We start from the raw sequence: 25,245 nt of genomic DNA on the forward strand, positions 1-25,245 counted from the left end.
CGAGCGGCGCTACACGCGCACGGGGAGCGACGGGATCAGCGCTTCCAGCTTCGCGGCGGTGTCCTCCCAGTCGGTGACGGACACGCACCGCACCTCGCCCATGGCGAGCACCGGGTAGTCGTTGCCGTCGGGGTCGAGACGGTCGCCGTAGAAGAGCATGTCGGCAAGCGGCACGCCGGTCTGCTCGGCCAGCCGGCGCATCCCGAACGCCTTGTCGATGCCCTTGCGGGTGATGTCGACGGAGGTCGAACCCCCCGAGCGCACCTCGAGATCCGGCAGCCGGGCGGCGACGGCATCGCGCAGCAGTGACTTGCGCTCGCCCGTCGGGTCCCACTTCCGCTTGACGTCGACGGGGGCGGACTGCCCGAGGGCGGAGAAGGTGATCTGCGTTCCGCGGTCCTCCAGGATGTCGCCCCACGTGCGGTTCTCCCACAGGCCGAGGCGCTTGGCCTCCTCCTCCACCGCCGCGAGAGCGCGCTGCTTCTCGTCCTCGGTGAGGTCCTCCGCGTACAGCACGCTGAAGTCGGCGCCGTCGTAGCGGTAGTACTGCGTGCCGCACGTCGGCAGGAGGTGGATGCGCGACAGCACATCGGCGGACGCGCTGGGCAGGCGGTCCACGACCTGGGCCCGGAACTGCGCGATCTGCCCGCCCGAGATGATCGCGACCTCGACGCGGTCGGCCAGGGCGATCAGCAGGTCTCCGATGCGGGGGTGGATGGGGCTCTTCGAGGGGGCGAGGGTGTCGTCGAGATCGAAGGCGACGACCCGGGGGAAAGGGGTCATGCCATCAGCCTAGGGCGTCGATGCCGTGAGACGAGCGGGAGCGGAACGCCACCCCGCCCGCCGGAGCCGACCCGCTGGCGGGTTCGAGCATCGCCTTCCGTCAGGTAGACTTGTGTGGTTGCCACGGGGTGTGGCGCAGCTTGGTAGCGCGCTTCGTTCGGGACGAAGAGGCCGCAGGTTCAAATCCTGTCACCCCGACACCACGAGTCAGGGCCCGCCATCGGCGGGCCCTGACTCGTTCCCGCCCCGCCCCCGCCTCCGCCTCAGCCGCGAGAATACGTCCGCGCGCCGAGAATGTGTGTGGTCGCAGCATTCCCGGCGCGCGGACGTATTTTCGGCGTGCGAACGGATTCTCGTCGGCGCTTGACCGGGGCCCTGCCGCGGCCTAACATACAACCAAATGGTTGCAGATACGCAGATCGCGCTCAGCGACGACGAGGTGGACCGGATCTTCCGGGCCCTTGCCGACGCCACCCGCCGAGACATTGTCCGTCGCACCCTCAGCGAGGAGGCGACGGTCTCCGAGCTCGCGGCGTCCTACGACATGTCTTTCGCCGCCGTGCAGAAGCACGTCGCCGTCCTGGAAGGAGCCGGCCTGGTGACCAAGCACCGCAACGGCCGCGAACGCCTCGTGCGCGGCAACCCGGACGCGATCCGCCGGGCCCAGGCTCTGCTGGACCGCTACGAGCAGATCTGGCGCAGCCGTATCGACCGGCTCGACGCCCTGCTCGCCGCCGACTGACCCACATCCCCTGTTCCACCCACCACGGAAGGCTCGTCATGCCCGTCACCTCCGTCGAGAAGGACCTCGACTCGCTCACCATGACCATCGTCGCGGACTTCCCCGTGCCCGTCCGGCGCCTGTGGGACGCGTACGCGGATCCCCGCCAGATCGAGCGGTTCTGGGGCCCGCCCACGTGGCCCGCGACCTTCACGCGGCACGACCTCTATCCCGGGGGCCGCTCCGAGTACTACATGACCGGGCCGGACGGCGAGCGGTCCGGCGGGTACTGGGAGTACCTGGCGGTAGAGGAGGGCAGGTCCTTCGAGGTCCGCGACGGCTTCGCCGGCCCGGACGGCGAGCCGAATGCCGAGATGCCCTCGATGCGGATGGTGTTCGTCTTCTCCGAGACCGACGAGGGCTCGCGCCTGACCACGACGACGTACTTCGGCTCGCTGGAGGAGCTCGAGCAGCTCGTCGGTATGGGCATGGAGGAGGGCACGAAGGCCGCGATGGCCCAGATCGACGACGTGCTCGCCGACCTGGCGTCGTTCGCCGCGGACCGCGGGACCGAGGCCCAGCTGCTCAGCGACACCCAGGTGCGGGTGAGCCGGATCATCCGCGGCACGCCGCAGCAGGTGTGGGACGCTCACCACGACCCCGAGCTGCTCCAGCGCTGGCTGCTCGGCCCGGACGGGTGGCGCTTCACGGACTGCACCGTCGCGACGTCCGTCGGGCAGACCTACCGGTACGCGTGGGCGGACGCGAACGGGGAGGACGGCTTCGCGCTCACCGGTGAGGTACGCGCGTCGGAGCCGCCGCACCGCGAGGTCACCACCGAGGCGATGGAGGGGATCGACGGCCCGCCGACGCTCAACGAGCAGACCCTCACGCCGGTCGAGGGCGGCACCCTGCTGTCGCTGGTCATCACCTACGACAGCAAGGAGCTGCGCGACACCGTGCTCGCCACTGGCATGACCGACGGCATGGAGTCCAGCTACGCCCGCCTCGAGTCCGAGGTGCTCGCGAGGGCCTGAGACCGCGCGTCCGCCCTCCGGCCACGGCGATCAGCCGGCCGGAGGGCGGTGCTCGTCCACCGTCTCGCGCAAGTAGGGCCGGCTAGGCGTCGCGGGGCGGGTTGTGCATGAACTCGATGCGAATCCCGTCGGTGTTCTCCAGGAACGTCGCGTAGTACCGCTCCGAGAACCGGGGATACTCCTTCGGCTCGCGCACGGCCGTCCACCCCGCGCCCCGCGCAATCGCGTGCATGCGGTCTACATCGGCGCGCGAACCGACCGCGAAGGCCAGATGCTGCCAGCCGACGCGTCCGTGCACGTGCGGGCCTGTGCCCGGTTCGCGCGCCGGCATCAGGATCAGCTCCGTCTCGCCGTCCTTCCACCACGCGACCGACCCGTCGGCATCCTGCCGGGAGAATCCCAGCTCCCGCAGGAGCGGATCGAACTCCGCGGTGGCGCGGGGGACGTCGTCGACGGTGATTCCGAGGTGATCGAAGACAGGCATGCGGGCATTGTACGGACGCTGATCCGGGCTCCCGCGTGACCCGGCCGGGGCCTACTCGACGCGGATGACGCTTCCGTCGGTCACGTCGACATAGACCTCGACGTCGTCCTGGAACGCGACCTCCCACGCGAAGCCCCCGCGGTCGCGGTCGATGCCGGCGTCGTCGAGCGGGGCCGTGCCGCCGTACTCGGCGATCGCGATGCGGATCGCCTCGGTGAGGTCGATCGAGGCGGCCTCCAGGCCCGCCGCGTCGTCCGAGTCGAGGTCGGCTTCGCGGTCGGAGCGGAGCACCTCCTGGCCGGTGGGGTCGACGTGCACCTCGATGTCGTCCCCGCCGACGGCCACGTGCACCTCCCAGATCCCGCCGTCGCCGTCGTCGACCTCGAACGCCGGGCCGCCCGCGCTCGACTCGGCCAGCGGGATGGCGGCGAGGACGCCCGCGTACACGTCGGGCACGTCCCCGTCGCCTGCTGCCGGCGGCGCGGGCTCCTCCGTGGGGCCTTCGGTGTCGGGCGGGGTGATCGAGTCGGGCGTCGGATCGAGGGCGGGAGGCGCGCCGGGGTCGTCGCCGGCGCAACCGGTCAGGGCCAGGGTCGCGACCGCGGCCCCGATGAGGCCGACGCGGCGGATGCTGCGGGACAGATTCGGTGTGCTCATGCTTCCATCGTGCGTGAGCTCGCCCGAACAGGCCTGCCCCTTGCTGGGCCCGAACCCGCGTGATAACCGTGCGATGGAGGGGCTTCCGGCAGCGCGGCGAGCCTCAGGGGCGCGGCGCGAGGGTGAGGAGGGAGACCTCGGGGCGGCATGCGAAGCGCACCGGCGCGTAGATGGAGTGGCCGAGTCCCGCGCTGACGTTGAGGGGCGCGGTCCGGCCCGCGTGCGCCCACTCCGACAGGCCGCGGGCCTGGCGCACGGGCAGGTCGCAGTTGGCCACGAGCGCACCGTAGAACGGCACGCGCACCTGGCCGCCGTGCGTGTGGCCCGCGAACAGCATGTCGGCCCCCAGGCCGAGCAGGCCGTCGAGCACCCGGCGGTAGGGCGCGTGCGCGACGCCGAGCGTCAGCGGCGCCGGCGGCTGGGCCTGCAGCGCGCGGGCGGCGGCGTCGAGGTCGTCGAGGTCGTGGTGGGCGTCGCCCACGCCGAAGAGCCGGATCCGTGTGCCGCGCACGGAGAGGGAGGCTGCGCCGTTGTCCACGCTGTGCCAGCCGAGCTCGTCGGCCATGAACGCGTCGAGCGCCGCGGTGTCGAGCCGCACGGCCCGGCGGTGGCGCTCCGAGGGGCCGGCCAGGTAGAGGAACGGGTTGCGCGGGCTGGGGCCCCAGAAATCGTTCGAGCCGTGCACGAACACGCCCGGCACGCCGGCGAGCGGCGCGAGCGCGCGACGGACGGCGTCGAGGCCGTCAGGGTGCCCCAGGCTGTCGCCCGTGCTGATCACGAGATCCGGGCGCAGCGCAGCCAGGCCCGCCATCCAGCGCTGCTTGCGGCGCTGCCACGGGGCCATGTGCGCGTCGGAGATGTGGAGCACCCGCAGGGGAGAGGCGCCGGGATCCAGCACGGGCAGGACGTGGCGGCGCACCGTGAACAGCTGCCGCTCGATCCCGACCCCCCACACGGCCGCGGCCGCGCCGGCCGCCGTGAGGGCGGCCAGCGCGGCCAGCGCGTTGCGTGGAGCTCGGGCCACTAGTCGTCGTCGTCCCCGCCGCCGCGGCTGCTGCAGTTCGCCCGCTCGTAGTCGACGACGATGCGCGTGCCGCGGTCGGCGACGGTGCCGGCGCCCGGGTTGGTGCCCGTCGCACGTCCCGCGCCGGCGCCGCTCTGCTCGGTGCAGCTGCCGAGGTCGACGCTCTGGAAGCCCGCTCCGCGTACGGCCGAGACCGCGCGCTCGGGCGACTGCCCCGCGACGTCCGGAACCTCGACGCCCTGGCCGTTGCTGGGGGACAGCCTCACGGTCGTCCCGCCTGCCACGCGGCCCGCGCCCGGGTCCTGCACCTGGATGCGGCCCTCGGGCTGCGTACCGGGGACGGGGTCGCCCACGGAGGCCTGGAAGCCGCGGCTGCGCAGCGTGCGCTCGGCTTCCTCGACCGTCATGCCGACGACGTCGGGCAGCTCGACGAGCACGCGCCGGGTAAGGTTCTGGTCCGGCGGCGGGAACTCGCCGCCGGGGTAGTGCGCGTTCGCGGCGCCCTGGACGAGACGCGAGATGTGGTAACGGACGTCCGCCATCCGGTATCCGTTGGCGTACGTGTAGTAGAGGTCCCGCGTGCCGTGGACGTTGCCGACCCAGACCGCGGTCGTCGCCTTGGTCGACGTCTGGATCATCGAGGTCTGGTGGCCCTCGTGCGTGCCGGTCTTGCCGATCACGGGGATCCCGTCGTGGTTGCGCGCCTGCAGGCCGGTGCCGCCGCTGTCGTACATGACCGTCCTCAGCGCGTCCGCCGCGGTCGCGGCGATCTCGGGCGCGATCACCTGCTCGCACTGTGCTTCGGGCAGGGGCAGCTCCGTGCCGTTGATGTCGGTGATGCGGTCGATCGCGCGCGGCTCGCAGCGGATGCCGTTGTTCGCGACGGTCGCGTACGCCGACGCCATCGCCATCGGCGCGATGTTCTTCGAGCCGAGCACGTCGTACAGCGCGTAGTTCGCGGTCACGGGGGTGCCGTCGCCGTAGGTCACGCCCATGCGCTCGGCCACCCGGTTGATGTCGCACACGTCGAGGCGCTGGGCCATCGCGAGGTAACCCGAGTTGAGCGAATCGCGCGTGAAGGCGCGCACGGTGCCGACGTAGCCGCCGTGACGGGCGAAGTTGCCGATGCGGGTCGAGTTGCGCAGCGGCTCGCCGTTGCACGTGCTGTCGAAGACGCGCTGCACGCCGTTGAGCACCTCGTTGGTCGAGTGCCCCTTCTCGAGCCAGTCGATGAGCGTGAACAGCTTGTAGGTCGAGCCGGCCGAGAAGCCGATCGCGCTGCCGTGCGCCTGGTCGGCGGCATAGACCTGCGCCGAGTAGCCCGGCTGGCTCTCGATCACCGTGGGGTTCTCGCTGAAGTTCGTGTTCTGCGCCATCGCGAGCACACGCCCGGTGTCGGCCTCGAGCGTCACGGCCGTCGCGCCGAACTGCATGCCGTCGATGTGGGTCGGCGTGTACTGGCGCATCGCGTCCTCGGCGGGCACCTGCACGCGCAGGTCGAGTGTCGTGTAGACGTTCAACCCGCCGCGCGAGAGCAGGTCGCGTCGCGCCTCGGCGGTGTCGCCGAAGGCGGGGTCATTGAGGATCACCGACTTCACGTACTGGCAGAAGTAGGCCGAGCCCAGGGCCGTCACGCATCCGGTCTGGCGCGGATGGATGTGCGGCTCCACCGGGGCCGCGTACGCCTCGTCGCGCTGTTCGGCCGTGATCGCGCCCTCGGCGTGCATGCGGCGGATCACCGAGTCGCGGCGCTCCTTCGTGGCCGCGTAGCCGTTGGCCTCGCCGTTGTCCTCGCGGTCGGGCTGATCGATCCGGAAGCGGTTCGGCTCCTGGACGATGCCCGCCAGCGTGGCTGCCTGCGGCAGGTTGAGGTCGCGCGCCGAGACGCCGAAGTAGTAGTTGGCCGCGGCCTCGATGCCGTAGGTCGTGCCGCCGAAGTTGGCGATGTTGAGGTACCCGAGGAGGATGTCGTTCTTCGAGTACTCCTTCTCGATCTGGATCGCGTAGCGCATCTCCTGCAGCTTGCGCTCGTACCCCTCGGCGCCCTCGGCCTGCGTCGCCTGGGTGAAGCAGGCCTGCTCCTCCTCGTCGCTCTCGGCCTCCTGCTCGCACTTCTGGATGAGCACGTTCTTGACGTACTGCTGGCTGATCGAGGAGCCGCCCTGGGTGGCGCCGCCCCGGAGGTTGTTCAGCAGGGCTCGCGTCGTGCCGATGAGGTCGACCCCGCCGTGCTCGTAGTAGCGGGGATCCTCGCTCGAGAGGATCGCGTCGTACACGACCTGCGCGACCTCGTCGTACTCGACGGGGATGCGGTTCTGGTCGTAGAACGTCGCGAGCTCGAGGTGTCCGTCGCTGTGCGGGTCCTTGGCGTAGATGGTCGTCGGCAGCATGGGCCGGGTGACCTCGAGGTAGCCCGGCAGGTTGTCGAACAGAGAGATCGCGCTGCGGGCGGCGTAGCCCGATACGGCGATGGCGGGGGTGACCGCAGCAGTGACGAGAATGCCTGCGATGGCGCTCAGGCCGACGAGGCCGAGCAGCCCGCCGAGCCAACCGCTGGCCGTCCTTTTCCCTTGAGGCATAGGGTGATCGTAAGCCGTTTCCCTGTGCGGGCGCTCCAGGGCGCCCTCGCGCGGCGGCGATCCGCCGCTGTCCGCGGCTCAGACGTGTCCCGATCCCGAAGGAGACTCCATGACCACGTGGGAGTACCTCACCACGCCGCTGCTGATCCACAACACGGCGGCGATCCTCAACAACTGGGGCAAGCAGGGCTGGGAGCTCGTGCAGGTGGTTCCGAACGCCGAGGGCGGCCTCGTGGCCTATCTCAAGCGCCCGGCGGGCGCGGGCGCCGCGAACGCGGGGCTGTCCGCCGCCGAGCAGGCCGCCCGTCAGTTCGAGGGGGAAGGCCAGTGAGCGTCTCCCAGCGGCTGGCCGAGCTCGGTATCGAGCTGCCGGCCGTGGTCCCGCCCGTGGCCGCGTACATCCCGGCGACGGTCCACGGCGACATCGTCCAGACCTCCGGGCAGCTGCCCATGGTCGACGGGGCTCTGCCGCTCACGGGCAAGGTGGGCGACGGCGCCGAGCACGTCGCCCCGACCGACGCGGCAGAGCTTGCGCGCGCCTGCGCGCTCAACGCGCTCGCGGCGGCCGCGGCCGCCGCGGGTGGCCTCGACCGGATCGCGGGCGTGCTGAAGGTCACGGGCTTCGTCGCCTCCGACCCCGCCTTCACCGGTCAGCCGGGCGTGATCAACGGCGCGAGCGAGGTGCTCGGCGAGATCTTCGGCGACGCCGGCCGCCACGCGCGCTCGGCCGTCGGCGTCGCGGTGCTGCCGCTCGACGCGCCCGTCGAGATCGAGGTCGCCTTCCTCCTCGCCTAGCCCGCGCCACCCCCCCCGGAGCGCATCTGCCGCGGAAGCGGAGATCTGCACCGTTGCGGTGCCGGATCGGCCATCCGCTCCGATTCGGTGGATTTTTCCGCTGTCCGTGGCGCCCGCGGCGAGCGGTCAGCGCACCTGCGCCGAGATGACGCTCATGACCGCGGTGTCGGCGAGTGTCGTGGTGTCGCCGACCTCGCGGCCCTCCGCGACGTCACGCAGTAGACGGCGCATGATCTTGCCCGAGCGGGTCTTGGGCAGCTCTCCGACGATGTACACGTCGCGAGGCCGCGCGATCGGACCGATCTGCTCGCCCACCCAGGTGCGTAGCTGCTGGGCGAGGCCCTCCGGGCCGTGCTGGCGCAGGTAGCTCTCCTTCAGGATCACGAAGGCGACCACCGCCTGCCCCGTCGTCTCGTCGGCGGCGCCGACCACGGCGGCCTCGGCCGTCGCCTCGTGCGCCACCAGCGCCGACTCGATCTCGGCGGTCGAGAGTCGGTGGCCCGAGACGTTCATGACGTCGTCCACGCGGCCCAGCAGCCAGATGTCGCCGTCCTCGTCGAGGCGCGCGCCGTCGCCCGCGAAGTAGTAGCCCTGCGACTCGAACTTCTCCCAGTAAGTCTCCCGGAACCGCTCAGGGTCGCCCCAGATGCCCCGCAGCATGCTCGGCCACGGCTCCGTGATGACCAGCAGGCCGCCGTTGCCGCTGCCGACGTGCTGTCCGTCCTCGCCGACGACGTCGATCGAGACGCCCGGCACGGGCACCTGCGCCGACCCCGGCTTGGTCTCCGTGACGCCGGGCAGCGCGGAGATCATGATCGCGCCGGTCTCGGTCTGCCACCACGTGTCCACGATGGGGCATGCTCCGGCGCCGACGACCTCGCGGAACCACATCCACGCCTCCGGGTTGATCGGCTCGCCCACCGAGCCGAGCACGCGAAGGGACGACAGGTCCCGGGCCTGGGGGATCTGCCGGCCCTGCTTCATGAATCCGCGGATGGCCGTGGGTGCGGTGTAGAAGATCGTCACGCCGTACTTCTCGATCACGTCCCACCAGCGGCCGGGCTCGGGGAACTCGGGCGTGCCCTCGTACAGCACCTGCGTGGCGCCGTTCGCGAGCGGTCCGTAGACGACATAGCTGTGGCCGGTGATCCAGCCCACGTCGGCCGTGCACCAGTACACGTCGCTCTCGGGGCGCAGGTCGAAGACGTTGCGGTGGGTGAACTGCGCCTGGGTCAGGTACCCGCCGGACGTGTGCAGGATGCCCTTCGGCTTGCCGGTGGTGCCCGAGGTATAGAGGATGAACAGCGGGTTCTCGGCCTCGAAGGGCTGGGCCTCGTGCTCCGCGGAGGCCTGCGGCACCACGTCGTGATACCAGATGTCGCGGCCCTCGACCCAGTCGACCTCGTTGCCGCCGCGACGGACCACGAGCACGTGCTCCACGGTCTCCTGGACGCCCAGGCCGTTCCGCTCGCCCAGGGCTTGGTCCACGGCCGGCTTGAGCGGCGAGACCTTGCCCTTGCGCCATCCGCCGTCGGCGGTGATGACGAGCTTGGCGCCGGCATCGTCGATGCGCGAGCGCAGACTGTCGGCGCTGAAGCCGCCGAAGATGACCGAGTGGATGGCGCCGAGCCGCGCCACCGCGAGCATCGCCGCGACCGTCTCCGGGATCATCGGCAGGTAGATCGCCACCCGGTCGCCCGGGCCGATCCCGAGGTCCGTGAGCACATTCGCGAGGCGCTTGACCTCGTCCGTAAGCTCCGCGTAGGTGATGCGGCGGTCGTCGCCCGGCTCGCCCTCCCACAGCAGCGCCACGCGGTCCCCGTGACCGGCCTCGACGTGCCGGTCCAGGCAGTTGTAGGCGACGTTGAGCTCGCCGTCGGCGTACCACTTCGCGAACGGAGGCATCGACCAGTCCAGCACCTGCGTGAACGGTTTGTGCCAGTGCAGCAGTTCGCGCGCCTGATCGGCCCAGAATCCCTCGCGGTCCCGCTGCGCCCGCTCGTAGAGTTCGGCCCCCGCGACGGCGTTCGCGGCGAACTCCGGCGACGGCGGGAAGCGGCGCGTCTCCTCGAGCAGGTGGTCGATCTCGCTGCCGCCACCGACCCGGGTGTCGGCGTGGTCGGGGGTGCCGGTCTGACTGTTCATCGGCTGCGCGCTCCTTTGCGACGTGTCGGTATGCGGCGCGGCGGAATGGGCCGCACGGCGAATGTACGCCCGGATCGCGCGGGCGCAATACCCCCGAAAGTGGGTGGGTACGGGCGCGCCCGGAGCACTCCTCGTGCACAGGCGTCCGCCCAGACCGGATCGTGCTCCTCACGCGCCGAGGGCCGTGTCCGGGCGGTGGAGCCTCCCTAGCGTCTCGGGCATGGAACCGTTCGTCGTGCAGCCGCGCGAGCGCCGGAAGGGCGCGCCGGGTGCGGATGCGCGCGACCACGGTCCGTCCGCGCCGCCGGCGCCGCCGATCGACGCCGCGGCTCTGGGCCCGCTGGCCCCCTACGTCGCCGATGCGCGCGTGACCGACCTGTTCGTCAACGGTGCCGACGGCCTGTTCGTCGATCGCGGGGACGGCCCGCGGCCCGACCCGACCTGGCGCGCGTCCGAGCGGGAGGTGCGCGAGCTCGCGATCGAGCTCATCGGCCGCGGCGGACGGCACATCGACGACGCGACGCCGTGCGTCGACGTGAGGTTGCGCGACGGCGTGCGCGTGCACGCCGTGCTGCCGCCCGTCGCGACGAGCGGAACGGCGCTCTCCGTGCGCATCCCCCGGTTGCGCGGCGCGGATCTCGACGCGCTGCAGCGGGGCGGCTCGCTCGCCCCCGAGGTGCGGCACTGGCTCGTGCGGATCGTGCAGGAGCGGCAGAACGTGCTGGTGACGGGCGCGGCGGGTACGGGCAAGACCACGCTCCTCGGAGCGATGCTCGCGCATGCGCCCGCCCACGAGCGGATCGTCACGATCGAGGATGTCGCGGAGCTGCGCATTGCCCATCCGCATCACGTGTCGCTCGAGGCGCGGCAGCCGAATCTCGAGGGCGCGGGCGGGGTCGGGCTGGCGCGGCTCGTGCGGGAGGCCCTGCGGATGCGTCCCGACCGCATCGTCGTGGGCGAGTGCCGGGGCGAGGAGGTGCGGGAGCTGCTCACGGCCCTCAACACCGGACACGACGGGGGTGCGGGAACCCTGCACGCCAGCGGCCTCGCGGAGGTGTCGGCCCGGCTCGAGGCGCTGGGCGCGCTGGCGGGGATGGATGACCACGCGGTCGCCCGGCAGGTCGTCAGCGCGATCGGCTTCGTGCTGCACCTCGAGCGCGGTACCGACGGCGCACGGCGGCTCGCCAGCGTGGGCCGCTTCGTGGAGTCGGGCGGGCGCCTCGCGATCGAGCCGGTCGAGCCGTGGCGGGAGCGGGGTCACCGCGGGGAGCGCCCGCCGGACGACGTCGGTGGGGCAGGACGGGATCGGGGAACGCCTGCGGCGAGACCCGGCGGGAAGGAGACATGACGCACATGGCACTCACGGCGAAGCCCGACGGCGCAGCGGCGGCGACCGCGCTGCGGCTCGCGGTGCTGCTGCAGGCGGGCGCGACGCCCGCGGCGGCGTGGCGGCACCTCGCCGACTCGGGAGACCCCGCGGCGGCCCGCATCGCGCAGAGCGCGGCCGCAGGCACGCCCCTCGCCGCGGCGATCGCTGCGTACGCGGAGGAGAAGCCTCCCGCGACGGGTCCGAGGGCCGCCCGCCGCCCGGACGGCGAGGCCTGGCGGGATCTTGCCGCGGCGTGGGAGGTCGCCACGACGGTCGGCGCCCCGCTCGCGGACTGCCTGCGGTCGCTGTCGTCCGCGCTGCGGGACGCCGAGGAGGCGCGGGACGACGTGCGCATCGCACTCGCCGAGCCCGCCGGAACCGCTCGACTGATGGCGTGGCTGCCGCTGGCGGGGCTGCTGATCGGCGTGGGGCTCGGCTTCGATGTGCTGGGCGTCCTCTTCACCACGCCCCTCGGGATCGTCTGTCTCGCCGTGGGGTGCGGCCTGCTGCTGCTCGCCCGCGCCTGGACTGCCCGGCTTGTCCGCGCCGCCCAGCCTCCGCCCGGCAGCCCGGGTATGCATGCAGAGCTGACCGCGATCGCGTTGAGCGGGGGAGCGTCGATCGAGCGCGCGCAGGATCTCGTCGCCCACGCGCCCGGCGGTCCGCGGTCCGGCGCCGCCGACACCAGCGCCGTGCTCGCCCTGTCGCGCGATGCCGGCGTGCCCGGCGTGGAGCTCCTGCGCGCCGCGGCGGCGCAGGAACGCCAGTCGGCCCGCACGGAGGGGCGGCTCCGCGCCGCGAAGCTCGGTGCCCGGCTGTTGCTGCCGCTCGGCGCGTGCACGCTGCCCGCCTTCCTCTGCCTGGGGGTCGCGCCGATGCTGCTCGGCGTGCTCTCCGCCACGCCGCTGCCCCTGCTGGGCGGCTGAACACGTCCGACCGGACGACCCCGCCGGAACCCGATCCGGCGGATCCGCAAGAACAACGAAGAGAAAGAAGGAACCGATGTCCATCACTCCGTTGCCCGCTCCCGTCGCCGGCGTCGCCTCGCGCCGGCGACGCCTGCCCGACCTCGTCGCGGACGAGACCGGCGCCTCGACCGCCGAGTACGCGATCGTCACGATGGCCGCCGTCGCGTTCGCCGGCGTCCTGGTCGTGATCATGCGCTCCGACGAGGTGCGCGAGATCCTGACCGATCTGGTGCGCAGGGCTCTGTCGGTCTCGTGATCGGTCGCGCCGTCCCACGGCGCGGCCCTCGCGGCCGCGACGGCGGGGGCCCGTTCGCGCGGGTTCCGGGCGGCGAGCGAGGCTCGGTCGCCGCGGAGCTCGCGGTCGCGCTTCCCGCCGTCGCGGTCGTCCTCGCGCTCGGCATCGGCGGGCTGTTCGCCGCCGCGACTCACGTGCGGCTCCAGGACGCCGCCGCGGACGCGGCCCGCCTGATCGCACGGGGCGAGTCCGAGGCACGCGCGACCGGAGCGGTTGTCGGCGCCGTCGCGGGGGCGCGCGTGGCCGCGGTGCACCAGGAGGACCTGGTGTGCGTGACCGCGACGGCCGAGGTCGCGGTGGCCGGACTGCCCGTGCCGCTGCGCGCCGCCAGCTGCGCACTCGCGGGCGGGCTCTGAACCCCCCCCGCGGCATCAGCCCCGCAGGCATCCGTACGACGGGTCGCTCGAGAAGGAATCGCTCCAGAAGGGAGGAAGCACATGGCGGGATCCGCGCTGGGCGCGGGCGTCGTCGCCGCCAGCGTCGTGCTCATGCTCGGCTTGGCTGCGACGGGCTCCGCCGCGGTCGAGAGCCAGCGCATGGCGGGCGTCGCCGATGCGGCGGCGCTCGCCGCGGCCGATACCGCGAGCGGAGCGGTCGGCGGCGACCCCTGTGTGCGCGCGGCGCAGGTCGCCGGCGCCCAGCGCGCATCCCTCGTGTCCTGCGAACTGGACGGGCTGGTCGCGACCGTCACGGTGTCGGCGACCTTCGCCGGGATGCCGGTCGTCGCGACCGCGCGAGCAGGGCCACCACCGGGGTGAATCGCAGCCGCCGCTGTCCGCGCGGGCCTGCATGCGGGTGAGGGCGGGGCTGTGTGCACAGCTCGCCCAGTCCTCGGTGTGTATGGTGTGCATCGAAGAAAGGACACCCGTTGTCATCAGGCAAGAAGCTCGTCATCGTCGAGTCTCCGACGAAGATGAGGTCGATTCAGAGCTACCTCGGCGACGAGTACGAGGTGCTCAGCTCCGTGGGCCACATCCGCGATCTCGCCGACAAGCGCGACATCCCCGAGAAGGACCGCGCGGCGTACGGCAAGTACTCGATCGACATCGACAACGGCTTCGACCCCTATTACGTCGTCAGCGACCGCAAGACGAAGACGGTGTCCGAGCTCAAGCGCGCGCTCAAGAACGCCTCCGAGGTCCTGCTCGCGACCGATGAGGACCGCGAGGGCGAGGCCATCGCGTGGCATCTTCTCGAGACGCTCAAGCCCAAGGTGCCGGTCAAGCGCATGGTGTTCCACGAGATCACCAAGGACGCCATCCAGGCCGCCATCGAGCGCACGCGCGACCTCGACCTGGCGCTCGTCGACGCCCAGGAGACGCGTCGCATCCTCGACCGCCTCTACGGGTGGGACGTCTCGCCCGTGCTGTGGCGCAAGGTCGGCAGCGGCAGCAGCGGACAGGCGCTGAGCGCCGGCCGCGTCCAGTCCGCCGCGACGCGGCTCATCGTCGACCGCGAGCGCGAGCGCATGGCGTTCGTCTCCGCGAGCTATTGGAGCGTCCAGGCCCGCGCCGCCCGCGCCGAGGAGTCGTTCTCGGTGCGCGTCGTCCGTCTCGACGGCGCCGCGCTCGCCGTGGGCCGCGACTTCGACGACAGGGGTGAGCTCAAGCGCGCGGTCGTCGTGCTCGACGAGGAGGCCGCCGGCGCGTTGGCCGCCGCGATCGACGCCGCCGGGCAGGCGCGCGTCACGAGGGTCGAGGCCAAGCCCGGCAAGCGGCGCCCGAATGCGCCGTTCACCACGTCGACCCTGCAGCAGGAGGCGGGGCGCAAGCTCTCGATGTCTGCCAAGACGGCGATGTCGGTGGCGCAGAGCCTGTACGAGCGCGGATACATCACCTATATGCGCACCGACTCCACCAACCTCAGCGCGCAGGCCGTCGCGGCCGCGCGTGAGCAGGCGGTGGCCCTGTACGGCGAGCGGGCGGTGCCGCTCAAGCCCCGCGTCTACGCCTCCAAGAGCAAGAACGCGCAGGAGGCGCACGAGGCGATCCGGCCGTCGGGTGAGAAGTTCCGCACGCCCAAGGAGGTGGCCGGCGAGCTCGGCCGCGACGAGCAGCGGATATACGAGCTGATCTGGAAGCGCACGGTCGCGAGCCAGATGTCGGACGCCGAGTTCGAGACCACGACCGTCACGCTCGAGGCGGACGCCGACGGCAAGACCGTCGAGTTCACCGCCTCCGGCACCGTGTACACGTTCCGCGGGTTCCTCGACGCGTACGAGGAGGGCCGCGACGAGCGCCGCCGCGACGCCGACGAGGGCGAGAACCAGGCGCTGCCGCAGGTCGCCGAGGGCGCAGTGCTCGCCCTGTCGGACGCAGAGCCCAAGGGTCACACGACGACGCCGCCCCCGCGCTACACCGAGGCGAGCCTGGTCAAGGCGCTGGAGGAGAAGGGCATCGGCCGTCCGTCCACCTTCGCGAGCATCATCGGCGTGATCCTCGACCGCGGCTACGCGGCCAAGCGCGGCCAGGCCCTCGTGCCGTCCTGGCTCGCGTTCAGCGTGGTGCGCCTGCTGGAGCAGCACTTCGCCGAGTTGGTCGACTACGACTTCACCGCCGCGCTGGAGGACGACCTCGACGCGATCGCGCGGGGCGAGCAGAAGCGCGTCGAGTGGCTGCGCTCGTTCTACTTCGGCTCGGGCGAGCACCCCGGCCTGCGCAACATCGTCGACAACCTCGGCGAGATCGACGCGCGCGCCCTCAACGCCACCCCGCTCACCGACACGGCGACGCTGCGCTTCGGCAAGTACGGCCCGTACATCGAGGTCGCCGACCCGGACAAGCCGGACGAGAAGCCGCGCATCGTGAACGTGCCGGAGGACCTCGCGCCCGATGAGCTGACGGCCGAGAAGGTGCAGGAGCTGATCGACGCGCCCGTGGCCGGCGATCGCGTTCTCGGGGAGAACCCCGAGAACGGCAAGCTCATCGTCGTGAAGGACGGCCGGTTCGGACCGTACGTGCAGGAGCAGGAGCCGGTGGATCCGGATGCCGCGGACGCTGAGACCGGCGAGGTCGTCGAGGAGACGCCGAAGAAGCGGACGACGAAGAAGGCCGCCGCGCCCAAGCCGCGCACGGCCTCGCTGTTCAAGAGCATGTCGCCCGAGACGATCGATCTCGACACGGCGCTGAAGCTGCTCTCGCTGCCGCGCGTGGTGGGCGCCGACCCCGAGTCGGGCGAGCAGATCACTGCGCAGAACGGCCGGTTCGGCCCGTACCTCAAGAAGGGCACGGACTCGCGCTCGCTCGAGAGCGAGAGCCAGATCTTCGACATCACGCTCGAGCAGGCGCTGGAGCTGTACAAGCAGCCCAAGTACGGCGCCCGCCGCACGTCGAGCGCGCTGAAGGAGTTCGACGCGGATCCGGTCAGCGGCAAGCCGATCCGGGTGCGCGACGGCCGGTTCGGGCCCTACGTCACCGACGGCGAGACGAACGTGACGATCCCGCGCGGCGAGAGCATCGACGACATCACGTTCGAGAAGGCCGTGGAGATGCTGGCGGAGAAGCGCGCGAAGGGCCCGGCCAAGAAGCGCACGACGGCACGCAAGACGACCACCCGCAAGACCGCGACCAAGAAGTGAGCACCGAGGTGCCTGCCGGCCTCTGGATCACCTTCGAGGGCGGCGACGGGGTCGGCAAGACCACGCAGGCACGCCTGCTGCACGAGTGGATCGAGGCCGCGGGACGAGCCGTCGTGCGCACGCGCGAGCCCGGCGGGACCGAGGTCGGCGCGCTCATCCGCGACATCGTGCTGCACCATCGGGGGCGGGACGGCAGCGGACACATCGCCCCGCGCGCGGAGGCGCTGCTCTACGCGGCCGACCGCGCCCACCACGTGGCATCGGTCGTGCGCCCGGCTCTCGAGCGGGGCGACGTCGTCATCCAGGACCGTTACCTGGACTCCTCGGTCGCGTACCAGGGTGCGGGCCGGGTGCTCGACGCGCGCGAGGTGCGCGACCTGTCGATGTGGGCCACGGACGGGGCGCTGCCGCACCTGACGGTGCTGCTCGACCTGGACCCGGCGGCGGCGCGCGCGCGACTGGACGCCGAGGACAAGCCGTTCGACAGGCTCGAGTCGGAGAAGGACGACTTCCATCGACGCGTGCGCAACGCGTTCCTCGCGCTCGCGTCTGCGGAGCCGGAGCGATTCCTCGTGCTGGACGCGTCGCTTCCGGTCGACGAGCTGGCCGCGGACATCCGCACCCGGGTCCGCGCGCTGCTCTGAGGCGCCTCCGACTATCTGCCGCCGCAGATTGGATTCCCGGCTGCCGTCACGGGGCTGCCGTCACGGGGATGATCCCGCTACTCCATCGGGAAAGCCGAGTTCGCTCGGAGTGAGGACGGCGTCGGGCGCCATCGGCGGCGTCGCTGCGCTCGTTGAACAGCCGGCTACCTCCGTCACCGTGAGGCGGCCGTCCACCTCTGCAACGGCCGCGACGACCTCGATGCGACCGGCCGTGCTCACTCCGGTGAAGATCGTCGCAGCGGAGGTGTCCGATGAGTTCGCGACGCGTTGCGAGGTGTTCGCTGTCACGGTGGAGGGAGCGGTGAAACCGATGTGCGCGCTCAAGTCTGCGAGAAGGTCTCGGATCTGCTCGTTCTCCGCGGAGGTCGCCTGAGTCTTGCTCATGTAGGAGGATGCCGACGTGACGATCAGTTCACTTTCGCACTCCAGAAGGGCAAGGTCGAGTTCCGGGCGGGGAACGGAGTAAGGGATATCCGTTTCCGACGCTCTGAGGGGTGAGCCGGTTCCCGAGAATGCGCGCGCCGTTTGGCCGCCCAGTGGATCCGCGGTGCTGTCGGAGATCGTGGAGGCGAGGAGAGGGCCAGCGACGACAACGGCCGCTCCCGCGATGACCAGCGCGCTGACCGTCGCGGGGTGTTTACCCATGGGTTGTTTCCAGGACATCTATTGCCTCGAGGGAGTAAGGACCCGCGGTGGTGGGCGTGCATATGCGACGTTCGCGACAAAGGGTAGGCGGGGCGGAATGAGGAGCGCAATATTCTCCCTGCTCGTCACGGGGCAAAAGCCGATCGTCCCGAGCGTGACGCCGCCGACCGCCTCCGAGCGGCGTCCCCGCCCCGGGTTAGGCTGGAGCGCATGACGACGGTGGCGGCTTCCGCGCTGCCGTGGGGCGAGGTGTGGGGGCAGGACGCCGCCGTCGACACCCTCCGTGCCGCGGCCGCGGATCCGAGCGCGCTCGCCCACGCGTGGCTGCTCACCGGCCCGCCCGGATCGGGCCGAGCCCCGCTCGCGCACGCGTTCGCGGCCGCGCTGATCGCGAACGGGCCCGACGATGAACCGACCATGCGGCAGGTCCTGGCCGGCACGCACCCGGATCTGACCGCGCTGCGCACCGAGGGCGTGATCATCACCATCAAGCAGGCGCGCGAGCTCGTCGAGCGGTCCTACTTCTCGCCGTCGGTCGGCCGGTACCGGGTCATCGTCGTGGAGGACGCGGACCGGATGGCGGAGCGCACCTCGAACGTGCTGCTCAAGGCGCTCGAGGAGCCCCCCGAGCGCACCGTGTGGATCCTGTGCGCGCCCAGCGACGCGGACCTGCTGCCCACCATCCGCTCCCGCGTGCGCGTGCTGCGGCTGCGCGAACCGGACATCGACCAGGTGGCCCGCCTGATCACGGCGCGGACCGGTGCGGATCCGGCGTTCGCCGAGCAGGCGGCGCGGCACTCCCAGCGGCACATCGGCATGGCTCAGCGGCTCGCGACCGACGAGGCATCCCGCATCCGCCGCGACGAGACGCTGCGCGCGGTGCTGCGCGTGCGCGGCATCTCCGATGTCGTGGAGGTGGCGGGGCAGATCGTGCAGGCGGCGACGGACGACGCCAAGGCGCTGACGGCCGAGCGCGACGAGGCCGAGCGTGCGTCGCTGCTGCGTACCGTCGGGGTGCCCGAGGGGTCGAGGGTGCCGCCCGCCGTGCGCGCCCAGCTGACCGCGCTCGAGGACGACCAGAAGCGGCGCGCGACCCGAAGCCTGCGGGACGGCCTCGACCGCGTGCTCACCGATCTGCAGTCCCTCTACCGCGACGTCATGATGCTGCAGCTCCGGATCGGCCGCGACGCGTCCGCCCGCCTCACCGCCGGCGACGACGCCGGCGCGAGCGGGCCCGACATCATCAACCTCGAGCTGATCGAGGAGCTGCGGGAGCTGGCGGCGGCATGGCCGGCCGACCGCACCCTCACCGTGCTGGACCACATCGCCGAGACCCGCGAGGTGCTCGAGCAGAACGCGCAGCCCACTCTCGCGCTGGAGAGCCTGCTCGTCACGATCGTCAGCGGAAGGAAGCCGTGAGCCCCATCACTCCTGCCGGCGCCCCGGCCCGGGGTCGTGCGCCCCGCCGTGTCGTCGCCGTGCTCGCGGCCCTCGTCGTGGGAGCGCTCGCGCTGTCCGGCTGCCTCTACTCCCAGATCCCCCCGGGACCCGCCGAGCGTCCGCCCGTGACCCGCACCCCGGATCCCTCGATCGCGGAGGAGCTGCGCCCCTTCTACGAGCAGGACGTGCAGTGGTCGTCGTGTGGTGCGTTCGAGTGCGCGACCGTCACGGCGCCGCTGGACTGGAACACGCCGGACGCGGGCGAGATCGAGCTCGCCGTCATCCGGCAACAGGCGCGCGAGGAGCAGCCGCTCGGCTCGCTCTTCGTCAATCCCGGCGGCCCCGGCGCGAGCGGCTACGAGTTCATCCAGTACTCGGTGGCCGCCGCGGCGAGCGAGGGGGTGCGGGCCCGTTACGACATCGTCGGCTTCGACCCGCGCGGCGTCGGACGTTCGACCCCCGTCGAGTGCCTGGACGATGCGGAGATGGACGCCTATCTCTACGACGTCCCGGAGCACGAGCGCGGCACGCCCGAGTGGGAAGCGGAGCTCGACGAGCGCAACCGGGCGTACGCGGAGGCCTGCGAGGCGAACAGCGGCGAGCTGCTGCAGTTCGTGAGCACCGAGCAGACCGCGCGCGACATGGACCTCCTGCGCGGCATCGTCGGCGAGGACAAGCTCGACTACCTCGGCTACTCGTGGGGAACGTACCTGGGCGCGACGTACGCGAAGCTCTACCCGGAGCGCGTGGGCCGCATGGTGCTGGACGGGGCGATCGATCCCTCCGTGCCCGGACAGGAGTTCGGTGCGCGGCAGGCGGTCGGGTTCGAGCAGGCCCTCCGCAGCTACATGGAGGCGTGCCTGGCGAGCGAGGGCTGCCCCTTCCGGGGCACCGTCGACCAGGGGCTCGGTGACCTCGCGGCACTGCTCGCCTCCGTCGACCGCTCGCCGCTCGTCGCAGCCGACGGCCGCGAGCTGGGGGCCGACACGCTCATCACCGCGATCATCGTGCCGCTGTACAGCGAGGGCAACTGGCCGCTGCTGACCAGCGCGCTCGCCGCGGCGATGCAGGGCGACCCCACCCCCGCGATGGAGCTCGCCGACCACTACAACAACCGTCACGACGGGCAGTACCTGAACAACTCCACGCAGGCGTTCCACGCGTTCAACTGCATGGACTACCCCGAGCCGACCGAGGAGCAGATCGACGCGGCAGAGCAGCTGCTCGCGCGGGAGGCGCCGACGATCGCGCCCTACTGGACCGGCCCGAGCCTCTGCGAACAGTGGCCTTTCGAGCCGACCGGCGTCCGCGAGCCGATCGCCGCGGACGGCGCGCCGCCCATCCTCGTGATCGGGACGACGGGCGACCCCGCCACGCCCCACGCGTGGGCGGAGGCCCTGGCCGCCCAGCTGTCGAGCGGTGTGCTGCTCACCTACCGGGGCGAGGGGCACACGGGCTACAACGGCGCGAGCGACTGCATCGACGCCGCGGTCGACGCGTACCTCCTCGACGGTGAGGTGCCCCAGGACGGGCTCGTCTGCTGACCTGAGACCGAACCGCCCGGGCGGCGCCGGTTCGGCGCGCGTTCGCCGATCGGGTATGATGGTTCATCGTGCCGCGTGAGCGGCGCGGAACGCCACCTTAGCTCAGTCGGCAGAGCGATTCACTCGTAATGAATAGGTCGTCGGTTCGATTCCGACAGGTGGCTCAGCCAGACCCCCGGACCTCGTCCGGGGGTCTTCTGCGTTGCACCACCGGCGGAAATCTGCACGTTCTCGGATCGCAACCCGCGGAGCCGTCCGTACGTGCGCAGTTTTCCGCGTGCCGTGCCGGCCGGCGTGGCGGGATCCTGACGCAGTGTGGCCGTCCGGCGTCTCGCGCGCGCGTGCGCGATGCGGCGTGATGGAGACATGATGACTGTGAGCCCTTCCGCCGCCGACACGGGCGATGCCATCGCGTGGTTCGAGCGCCGGCTCCGCCACGAGACCGATCCGGCCGACGTAGCCGCGGCGCGCGCGGCGGGCGAGCCGACGACCGTGGTCGACGTGCGCTCTCGAGCATCCTTCGACCAGGGGCACGTCCCGGGAGCGCTGCATCTCCCGGCACGGGAGCTGCCCGAGCGGCACGGCGAGCTCGCAGGTCTGCCGAACCTCGTCGTCTACTGCTGGGGCCCGGGGTGTAACGCGGCGACCAAGGCGGCGCTCGAGCTCAGCCGCCTCGGCTACGCGGTGCGCGAGATGATCGGCGGGTTCGAGTACTGGGCTCGGGAAGGTCTTGCCGTGGAGACGGCGACGGGGCGCACGCGCCTGCCGGTGGACCCGCTCGCCGGCCCCGTCGGCTGACCCGCGCGAACGTCCGTGCCTGGCCGATCGACGGGGCGCGGATCGCGCGCGCGGCGGTCGGCCTGACAAACTGTCCGAGTGAGTGGGATGCCGGCGCGGACACGCGAGAGAGCGTGGACCTCGAGCATGCTCACTGAGGCGTGAACATGGCGGCGGTGGTGGGCGCCGTGACCGAGATCTTGGGCTGGGTGGGGCTCGCCGCCGCGGCCGTGTTCGGCGGGATCGCGCTGATCGTCCGGGTGGTGGACGGCACGTGGGAGCCGGTGCGGGCGGTCATCATCGGCGACGTCCTGCGGTGGTTCGGGGAGGACGAGGTGCACGAGGCGCCCCTCACTCCCGAACTGCGGGCGGCCGCGCGTGGGGACGAGGTAGCCGTGCATTACCGCGTCGGCGCCCCGCACCGGGTGCGTCTCGAGGCGCGGTCTCCCTGGCCCCGGCTGCTCGCCGGAGTCGCGCTGGCGTGCGGGGGTGTGGGCGTGTCGGCGTTCCTCGTGCAGCTCGCCGTGATGATCGCCGCCGGGTGACCCGCCCGCCGGATGGTCCCGGCGCGGTCGACGGACGGGCGCCGCTGACACCGGCCTTCACGCGGCGTACGCTCGGAGCATGAGCAGGGCGCTTCTGATCGTGGACGTGCAGAACGACTTCACCGAGGGCGGCGCGCTCGGGGTGGACGGCGGCGGCGCAGTCGCCGCGGGCATCACGCGGCTGCTCGCCGAGCACGCGCACGAGTACGCGGCGATCGTCGCGTCGCGCGACTGGCACGATCCCGACGGGGACAACGGCGGCCACTTCGCGTACTGGGGCGACGGCGGCCAGGGTGAGCCGGACTACGTCGACTCCTGGCCGCCGCACTGCATCGCGGGCACGGAGGGCGCCGAGTACGATCCCGCTCTCGACACCACCGCAGTCACCCATCACGTCAAGAAGGGGCAGGGCAGGCCCGCATACTCGATGTTCGAGGGCGTGACCGACGACGGCTCCACGGTCGCGGCGGTGCTGGCCGAGCGGGGGATCGAGTCGGTCGACGTGGTCGGCATCGCGACGGATCACTGCGTGCGCGCGTCCGCGCTGGACGCGATCGCCCAGGGGCAGCGTGTGCGCCTCTTCACCGACCTCATCGCAGGCGTCGCGCCCGAACCCAGCGAGGCGGCGCTCGCCGAGATCGTGCACGCGGGCGGCGAGCTCGCCGAGAGCGGGAACGCCTCAGCCTGAGTGGGCGCCGGTCGCGCTCAGTTGAGCGCCGGAGTGTCCTCGGGGATCACGCCGCCGCCGTAGAGGTCGGCGGCGAGGTCGCGCAGGGCGCGGAGGGCGACGCGCTGCGGCAGCGGCCCGTACGAGATGCGCGCGACGCCGAGCGCCTCGTACTCCGCGGCCGGAAGAGCGCCGGGCAGGCCGATCACGCTCAGCCTGCGCTCGCCCAGGCCTTGCACCAGGCGCTCGGTGACGTCTCGGTCCAGCACCCCGGGCACGAACACGAGCGCCGCGCCGGCGTCGAGGAAGGCGCGTCCCCGGGTGATCGCGTCGTCCACGATCTCGTCGAGGGGACGGTCCCCGCCCTTTACGAACGCGTCGGTGCGGGCATTGAGCTGGAAGGCGACGCCCTCGGCCTCGGCGGCCTTCACGATGGCCTCCACACGCGCGACCGCGTCGGCGAGGGGCACTAGCCGGTCTTCGACGTTCGCCCCGACCACACCGACTCCGATCGCGCGGCGGATGGTCTCGGCCGGGTCGTCGTATCCGTTGTCGAGATCCGCAGTCACGGGCAGATCGGTCGCCGCGACGATCTCCGCGACTGCGGCCAGCATGTCGCCGCGCGGGATCTCGCCGTCGCCGTGGCCGTGGCTGGCGGCGATGGAGTGGCCGGCGGTGGCGATCGCCCTGGTACCGGGCAGGTCGCTCACGACCCGGGCGCTGATCGCGTCCCAGACGTTGACGACGCGGAGGATCTCCGGCGCCTCGTGCAGCGACTTCAGGGTGAGGGCCTTGTCGGCGGTGCTGGTCATGGGCATGAGGCTACGCCACGGTCAGTCCAGAGCGCGCAGCTTGCGCTCGAACACCGCGCGTTCGCCGTCGTTGGCGGTGAGGCGCGCGGCGCGCTCCAGCTCCGCGCGCGCCTCGGAGGTGCGCCCCAGGCGGATGAGCAGCTCGGCGCGCACTCCGGGCAGCTGCGCGTAGCCGCCCAGGCGGTCGGACAGCGCGTCCACGATGCGCAGCGCCGTGGCGGGGCCCTCGGCCATCGAGACGGCGACCGCGCGATTCAGCTCGACGACCGGCGACGGCGCGATGCGCCCGAGCGCCTCGTACAGCAGGACGATCCGCTCCCAGTCCGTCTCCTCGACCGACGGCGCGACGCCGTGGCACTCCGCGATCGCCGCCTGCAACGCATACGGCCCGCGGCCCCGCCCGAGCGCGTCCGCGCGCGCGAGCGCGTCGCGTCCGAGCGCGATGAGGCCGCGGTCCCACCGGGAGCGATCCTGATCGGCCAGCAGCACGGGCTCGCCGGCCTGGTCGAGGCGGGCCGGGAACCGCGCCGCGCTGAGCGCCATGAGCGCCACGAGCCCGTGCGCCTCGGGCTCGCGCGGCACGAGGCCGGCGAGCACGCGCGCGAGACGCAGAGCCTCGCGGCTCAGGTCCGTCCGCATCCATCCGGGTCCCGCGCTCGCGGCGTAGCCCTCGTTGAAGATCAGGTAGAGCACGCTCAGCACCGCTGACAGCCGGGCGGAGTAGGCATCGGGCGTGGGGACCTCGAAGGGCACGGCGGCGGCCGCGAGCGTCTTCTTCGCGCGCACGATCCGCTGCTGCACGGTGGCGACGGGCACCAGGAAGGCGCGCGCGATCTCCTCCGTCGTGAGACCGCCCACGACCCGCAGCGTCAGGGCGATGCTCGCCTCGCGCGAGAGAACCGGATGGCAGGCGACGAAGATCAGCCGGAGCACGTCGTCCTCGATCGCATCGGGATCCCAGACCGGCTCGGTCGTCTCGTCCACTCCGAGCGCCAGCTGGACGTACTTCTCGTCGCGCCGTGCCAGTCTGCGCCAGTGGTCGACGGCGCGGCGCTTGCCGACGGTCACGAGCCACGCGCCCGGATTCGCGGGCACGCCCGAGCCGGGCCATGACGCGAGCGCCTCGGCGAGCGCCTCCTGCGCCACGTCCTCGGCGAGCGCGAAGTCTCCCGTGACGCGAGTCAGGGTTGCCACGATGCGCGCCGACTCGATGCGCCAGACCGCCTCGACCGCCCGCACCGCCGAGGCGGCGCGGGCGGTTCCGTCGTCGGCCGAGGAGGTCACTGCTCCTGCTGCGCGCGGGCCGCCTGCTCCTCGCGCCAGCCCTCCTCCTTCTGGACCCACTCGTTGTCGGCCGGGAAGTCCTCTGGTCCGGTGACGCGGCGGATCTCGAGCTTGTTGCCGGGGCCGAGCGGCGCGCGCTTCGCCCACTCCGCCGCTTCCTCGATGGTCGGCACGTCGAGGACCCAGAAGCCGTTGAACAGCTCCTTGGTCTCGCCGTACGGGCCGTCGGTGACGACCGGCGGCGTCTGATCGAAGTCGACGACGAGGCCGGCCTCCGGCGCGAGGCCGTCGCCGCCCACCATCACCCCGGCCTTCATCATCGACTCGTTGTAGGCGCCCATCCGCGCGATGATCTCATCGAACGGGATCTCCGCATAGGCGGCGACCGCCTGGTTCGTGGCGCGCATGATCAGCATGTACTTGGGCATTTCT

26 protein-coding genes and 2 tRNA genes are annotated in these 25,245 nt (G+C 72.1%); 18 read left to right on the plus strand and 10 right to left on the minus strand.

Annotation, left to right across the window (positions count from 1 at the left end):
* Positions 1 to 9: 9 nt before the first annotated feature.
* A complete protein-coding gene (locus IEX37_RS08595) occupies positions 10 to 783 on the minus strand; it encodes an HAD-IIB family hydrolase (RefSeq protein WP_188755862.1) in 774 nt (257 codons plus the stop codon).
* A 124-nt stretch (positions 784 to 907) separates the two neighbouring features.
* On the opposite strand from IEX37_RS08595, the gene IEX37_RS08600 reads away from it, so the two are divergent.
* The 3 genes from IEX37_RS08600 to IEX37_RS08610 all read left to right on the plus strand — a co-directional run bounded on the left by IEX37_RS08600 (position 908) and on the right by IEX37_RS08610 (position 2,541).
* Positions 908 to 981: transfer RNA gene (locus tag IEX37_RS08600), tRNA-Pro, on the plus strand.
* A 202-nt stretch (positions 982 to 1,183) separates the two neighbouring features.
* A complete protein-coding gene (locus IEX37_RS08605; RefSeq protein WP_188755863.1) occupies positions 1,184 to 1,525 on the plus strand; it encodes an ArsR/SmtB family transcription factor in 342 nt (113 codons plus the stop codon).
* A 38-nt stretch (positions 1,526 to 1,563) separates the two neighbouring features.
* Positions 1,564 to 2,541 carry an SRPBCC family protein gene (locus IEX37_RS08610; RefSeq protein ID WP_188755864.1) on the plus strand — a complete coding sequence of 326 codons (978 nt, stop codon included), beginning with the start codon at positions 1,564 to 1,566 and terminating at the stop codon, positions 2,539 to 2,541.
* An 82-nt stretch (positions 2,542 to 2,623) separates the two neighbouring features.
* On the opposite strand, the gene IEX37_RS08615 is transcribed toward IEX37_RS08610, so the two are convergent.
* The 4 genes from IEX37_RS08615 to IEX37_RS08630 all read right to left on the minus strand — a co-directional run bounded on the left by IEX37_RS08615 (position 2,624) and on the right by IEX37_RS08630 (position 7,285).
* On the minus strand, positions 2,624 to 3,025 hold the full coding sequence (locus IEX37_RS08615) for a VOC family protein (protein WP_188755865.1): 402 nt from the start codon (positions 3,023 to 3,025) through the stop codon (positions 2,624 to 2,626).
* A gap of 51 nt (positions 3,026 to 3,076) precedes the next feature.
* Positions 3,077 to 3,682 carry a PepSY domain-containing protein gene (locus IEX37_RS08620; RefSeq protein WP_188755866.1) on the minus strand — a complete coding sequence of 202 codons (606 nt, stop codon included), beginning with the start codon at positions 3,680 to 3,682 and terminating at the stop codon, positions 3,077 to 3,079.
* A gap of 103 nt (positions 3,683 to 3,785) precedes the next feature.
* Positions 3,786 to 4,706 (minus strand): metallophosphoesterase, encoded by a 921-nt coding sequence (locus IEX37_RS08625; RefSeq protein WP_188755867.1) that lies wholly within the window; start codon positions 4,704 to 4,706, stop codon positions 3,786 to 3,788.
* The gene (locus IEX37_RS08630) at positions 4,706 to 7,285 is read right to left on the minus strand and encodes a transglycosylase domain-containing protein (protein ID WP_188755868.1); all 2,580 of its coding nucleotides are present in this window, start codon (positions 7,283 to 7,285) and stop codon (positions 4,706 to 4,708) included. Before IEX37_RS08630 ends, IEX37_RS08625 begins: the two co-directional genes overlap by 1 nt.
* A 109-nt stretch (positions 7,286 to 7,394) precedes the next feature.
* Between IEX37_RS08630 and sp36 the strand changes: the two genes are divergently transcribed.
* Both sp36 and IEX37_RS08640 read left to right on the plus strand, forming a co-directional pair.
* Positions 7,395 to 7,616: a Sp36 family protein gene (gene sp36 / locus IEX37_RS08635; RefSeq protein ID WP_188755869.1), complete on the plus strand. Its 222-nt coding sequence runs from the start codon at positions 7,395 to 7,397 to the stop codon at positions 7,614 to 7,616.
* Complete coding sequence (locus IEX37_RS08640; RefSeq protein WP_188755870.1) at positions 7,613 to 8,080, plus strand: RidA family protein; 468 nt, start codon at positions 7,613 to 7,615, stop codon at positions 8,078 to 8,080. The genes sp36 and IEX37_RS08640 overlap by 4 nt, the downstream gene beginning before the upstream one ends.
* A 126-nt stretch (positions 8,081 to 8,206) precedes the next feature.
* Here IEX37_RS08640 and acs read toward each other — a convergent pair whose 3' ends face one another.
* Positions 8,207 to 10,225 carry an acetate--CoA ligase gene (gene acs, locus IEX37_RS08645; RefSeq protein WP_188755871.1) on the minus strand — a complete coding sequence of 673 codons (2,019 nt, stop codon included), beginning with the start codon at positions 10,223 to 10,225 and terminating at the stop codon, positions 8,207 to 8,209.
* 220 nt (positions 10,226 to 10,445) lie between these two features.
* On the opposite strand from acs, the gene IEX37_RS08650 reads away from it, so the two are divergent.
* From IEX37_RS08650 to tmk, 7 genes are all read left to right on the plus strand, one after another.
* On the plus strand, positions 10,446 to 11,573 hold the full coding sequence (locus tag IEX37_RS08650) for a TadA family conjugal transfer-associated ATPase (RefSeq protein WP_188755872.1): 1,128 nt from the start codon (positions 10,446 to 10,448) through the stop codon (positions 11,571 to 11,573).
* Positions 11,570 to 12,520 carry a type II secretion system F family protein gene (locus tag IEX37_RS08655; RefSeq protein WP_229663164.1) on the plus strand — a complete coding sequence of 317 codons (951 nt, stop codon included), beginning with the start codon at positions 11,570 to 11,572 and terminating at the stop codon, positions 12,518 to 12,520. The genes IEX37_RS08650 and IEX37_RS08655 overlap by 4 nt, the downstream gene beginning before the upstream one ends.
* 76 nt (positions 12,521 to 12,596) lie before the next feature.
* The gene (locus IEX37_RS08660; RefSeq protein WP_188755873.1) at positions 12,597 to 12,818 is read left to right on the plus strand and encodes a DUF4244 domain-containing protein; all 222 of its coding nucleotides are present in this window, start codon (positions 12,597 to 12,599) and stop codon (positions 12,816 to 12,818) included.
* Complete coding sequence (locus IEX37_RS15965; RefSeq protein ID WP_229663165.1) at positions 12,815 to 13,213, plus strand: TadE family type IV pilus minor pilin; 399 nt, start codon at positions 12,815 to 12,817, stop codon at positions 13,211 to 13,213. The genes IEX37_RS08660 and IEX37_RS15965 overlap by 4 nt, the downstream gene beginning before the upstream one ends.
* An 81-nt stretch (positions 13,214 to 13,294) precedes the next feature.
* Positions 13,295 to 13,615 (plus strand): Rv3654c family TadE-like protein, encoded by a 321-nt coding sequence (locus IEX37_RS08670; RefSeq protein WP_188755874.1) that lies wholly within the window; start codon positions 13,295 to 13,297, stop codon positions 13,613 to 13,615.
* 110 nt (positions 13,616 to 13,725) lie between these two features.
* Positions 13,726 to 16,434, plus strand: coding sequence for a type I DNA topoisomerase (topA, locus tag IEX37_RS08675; RefSeq protein WP_188755875.1), 2,709 nt, complete (start codon positions 13,726 to 13,728; stop codon positions 16,432 to 16,434).
* A gap of 8 nt (positions 16,435 to 16,442) precedes the next feature.
* Positions 16,443 to 17,078 (plus strand): dTMP kinase, encoded by a 636-nt coding sequence (gene tmk, locus IEX37_RS08680; protein WP_188755876.1) that lies wholly within the window; start codon positions 16,443 to 16,445, stop codon positions 17,076 to 17,078.
* Positions 17,079 to 17,138: 60 nt separating this feature from the next.
* Here the strand turns inward: tmk and IEX37_RS08685 are convergent, their stop codons facing one another.
* Entirely contained in the window at positions 17,139 to 17,744 is a 606-nt protein-coding gene (locus IEX37_RS08685; protein ID WP_188755877.1) for a hypothetical protein, read from the minus strand.
* Between the two features lie 210 nt (positions 17,745 to 17,954).
* Between IEX37_RS08685 and IEX37_RS08690 the strand changes: the two genes are divergently transcribed.
* The 6 genes from IEX37_RS08690 (at position 17,955) to IEX37_RS08715 (ending at position 22,738) form a co-directional block, all read left to right on the plus strand.
* Positions 17,955 to 19,163 carry a DNA polymerase III subunit delta' gene (locus IEX37_RS08690; protein WP_188755878.1) on the plus strand — a complete coding sequence of 403 codons (1,209 nt, stop codon included), beginning with the start codon at positions 17,955 to 17,957 and terminating at the stop codon, positions 19,161 to 19,163.
* Complete coding sequence (locus IEX37_RS08695) at positions 19,160 to 20,728, plus strand: alpha/beta hydrolase (RefSeq protein WP_229663166.1); 1,569 nt, start codon at positions 19,160 to 19,162, stop codon at positions 20,726 to 20,728. Before IEX37_RS08690 ends, IEX37_RS08695 begins: the two co-directional genes overlap by 4 nt.
* Before the next feature lie 91 nt (positions 20,729 to 20,819).
* A tRNA-Thr gene (locus IEX37_RS08700) sits at positions 20,820 to 20,892 on the plus strand.
* 205 nt (positions 20,893 to 21,097) lie between these two features.
* Positions 21,098 to 21,526 (plus strand): rhodanese-like domain-containing protein, encoded by a 429-nt coding sequence (locus IEX37_RS08705; protein ID WP_229663167.1) that lies wholly within the window; start codon positions 21,098 to 21,100, stop codon positions 21,524 to 21,526.
* Between the two features lie 146 nt (positions 21,527 to 21,672).
* Entirely contained in the window at positions 21,673 to 22,050 is a 378-nt protein-coding gene (locus IEX37_RS08710; protein ID WP_229663168.1) for a hypothetical protein, read from the plus strand.
* 79 nt (positions 22,051 to 22,129) lie between these two features.
* Positions 22,130 to 22,738, plus strand: a complete 609-nt coding sequence (locus tag IEX37_RS08715) for an isochorismatase family protein (protein ID WP_188755881.1) — start codon at positions 22,130 to 22,132, stop codon at positions 22,736 to 22,738.
* Positions 22,739 to 22,755: 17 nt separating this feature from the next.
* On the opposite strand, the gene IEX37_RS08720 is transcribed toward IEX37_RS08715, so the two are convergent.
* The 3 genes from IEX37_RS08720 to IEX37_RS08730 are packed head-to-tail and all read right to left on the minus strand — an operon-like array spanning position 22,756 to position 25,241.
* On the minus strand, positions 22,756 to 23,535 hold the full coding sequence (locus tag IEX37_RS08720; protein ID WP_188755882.1) for an isocitrate lyase/PEP mutase family protein: 780 nt from the start codon (positions 23,533 to 23,535) through the stop codon (positions 22,756 to 22,758).
* A 15-nt stretch (positions 23,536 to 23,550) separates the two neighbouring features.
* On the minus strand, positions 23,551 to 24,813 hold the full coding sequence (locus tag IEX37_RS08725; protein ID WP_229663169.1) for an RNA polymerase sigma factor: 1,263 nt from the start codon (positions 24,811 to 24,813) through the stop codon (positions 23,551 to 23,553).
* Positions 24,810 to 25,241 carry a YciI family protein gene (locus IEX37_RS08730; protein ID WP_229663170.1) on the minus strand — a complete coding sequence of 144 codons (432 nt, stop codon included), beginning with the start codon at positions 25,239 to 25,241 and terminating at the stop codon, positions 24,810 to 24,812. Before IEX37_RS08730 ends, IEX37_RS08725 begins: the two co-directional genes overlap by 4 nt.
* Positions 25,242 to 25,245 lie beyond the last annotated feature (4 nt).

The organism is Microbacterium album (assembly GCF_014643695.1).
GTDB classification, from domain to species: Bacteria; Actinomycetota; Actinomycetes; order Actinomycetales; family Microbacteriaceae; genus Microbacterium; species Microbacterium album.